The organism is Streptomyces anandii JCM 4720 (assembly GCF_014650655.1).
In the GTDB taxonomy this organism is placed as follows: Bacteria; Actinomycetota; Actinomycetes; order Streptomycetales; family Streptomycetaceae; genus Streptomyces; species Streptomyces anandii.
In genome coordinates this window covers 60,021-61,972 of record NZ_BMVJ01000024.1, presented here as the reverse complement: position 1 = coordinate 61,972, position 1,952 = coordinate 60,021, and the positions used below count along the sequence as shown (strand labels likewise).

Below are 1,952 nucleotides of genomic sequence, written 5' to 3'. Positions count from 1 at the left end.
TGGCGCTGGTCGGTGTCGTCGGGGGCGTGCCCTCGCTGGTGGCACTGCCGCTGGGTGTGTGGCTGGCTGCCCACGCGGGTCACAGCGCGGTGTTCGGGGCCGCGGCCGTGGCCGCGCTCGTCACCCTGCCCGCGGTGCCCGGCCTGCCGGAACGTCTGCGTGTGTCCGGGCGCCCCATCGGTATGGCGGAGGGGCTGCGCAGGCCCGATCTGCTACGTCCCGCCGCGGTCTTCACGGTCACGGCCGTCGCCGCCGGCATCGTCGTCACCTTCTTGCCCCTCGCCGTGCGCGGATCGGCGAGGGGGCTCGTCGCCGTGGCCCTGTTCGTCCAGCCTGCGGCAGCCACACTGGCCCGCTGGATCGCCGGACGGTACGCGGACCGGCGCGAGCCCGCCGCTCTGCTGCTTCCCGGTCTGCTGCTGTCGGCCCTCGGAACGCTGCTGATGGCGCTGAATGGCAGCCCAACTGCCGTCATCGTCGCGGTCGCCCTGTTCGGGACCGGTTTCGGGATTGCGCAGAATGCCACGCTGACTCTGATGTACATGCGCGTTCCCGCCGCTGGGTACGGCACGGTCAGCGCGCTGTGGAACTGCGCCTACGACGCGGGTATGGGTGCCGGCGCCATCACCTTCGGCTGGCTCGCGGCCGGCACCGGTTATCCCTGGGCCTTCGCCCTGACGGCGGTCGTCGTGCTCTGCGCACTCAAACCGGCCCTTACCGACGGACGTACCGCGTTGCGGGTGGCGGACGGGCGACCGCAGGCTCCAGGGGTGATCAAGGACCCGCTGCCTTGACCGGTGTCGAGACTGGCGCAGGTGGCCGTCCACCGGGCAACGGCCCCGGACCCGATGCCGCACTTCGGCCACCTTGCGGACGCCTCCATCGGGGACCCCCTCGAAGACGGCCCCGCCGGAGCGGGCCGGGCCCCCTCGGGCATGGCAGCCGTAGCTCGTGATCGACGGTGGGTCCGTGAGGGCGTGACCGTCCGGCGCGCAGGTGCGCAGCCATCAGCTCGGCCAGGGTGCGCCCATGATGCGCTCGACCATGGTGGTGCGCTGGAAGCCGGGAACGAAATGCTCCAGTACGTCCGAATTCACGGTTCCGTTCGTGGTCTCCGGGCGGTGCTTGAGTCCTTCGACGAAAGCTTGCAGGAACTCGTTCTTGAAGTCACCTCGTGGATGGACGGCGGTGATCTCGTCCACCTGACCGCGATCCAGCTCGTTCAACCCCAGGCCGAGCGCGTCGGTCAGAACTCCCATGTTCGTGACGGCGATCTCCGGCCTCATGCGCCCGGGAATTCCCGGGGTCGAGTGCAGCGCGATCGCCGTCCACACCACGTCGGCGGCCGTAGCCGGGAAACCGTGGTCGAGCATGAACCTGCGTGCGTGGTCTGCTCCGTCCACCTCGAAGCGCTGCTGCACATCGGAAAACGGCGTCAAGAGTCCGGTGTCGTGAAACATGGCCGACAGGTAGAGAAGCTCCGGATCGGGCTCCAGAGCGAGTCGGTGAGCATGCATGGCGCCGAAGACGAAAACGCGCCGGGAGTGATGGTAGATGAGAGGGCTGGTCATCTCCCGCGCAATGCGGGTGGCCTCTGCGGCTGCCGCTGTTTCAGGGATCTCCACGCCCGCGATGATCTCGCTCATGACCTTCGCTCCTTCCTGTACCGGTGTCTTATGAATGGACGGTGCGTCCGTCTTCCACACTGCCCACCACCCGGCGTCCGACGCTCCCTCGGTCCGGCCGTGAGTCACCCGAATCCGGACAGGCGGGCGGTGGGGTTGTGCGCTCCGCCACGCATCGGGTGGCGATCCTCGTCCATGACGGAGTCACGCTCCTGGAGGTTGCCGGCCCCGCCGAGGTATTTGCGGAAGCGAATCATCTCGGCGTCGACCACGAGATCGTGCTGGTGTCACCGACCGGTACCGATGTCACCCGGTCATCCATGTCAC

The 1,952-nt window shown here is 68.5% G+C and carries 2 protein-coding genes; one reads left to right on the top strand and one right to left on the bottom strand.

Annotated features, from left to right (window positions below; genetic code table 11):
- A partial coding sequence (locus IE249_RS38990) for an MFS transporter (RefSeq protein ID WP_229859589.1) occupies positions 1–794 on the top strand: 794 nt, incomplete at its 5' end.
- 213 nt (positions 795–1,007) lie between these two features.
- Here IE249_RS38990 and IE249_RS30500 read toward each other — a convergent pair.
- The gene (locus tag IE249_RS30500) at positions 1,008–1,646 is read right to left on the bottom strand and encodes an HD domain-containing protein (RefSeq protein WP_189709953.1); all 639 of its coding nucleotides are present in this window, start codon (positions 1,644–1,646) and stop codon (positions 1,008–1,010) included.
- Positions 1,647–1,952 lie beyond the last annotated feature (306 nt).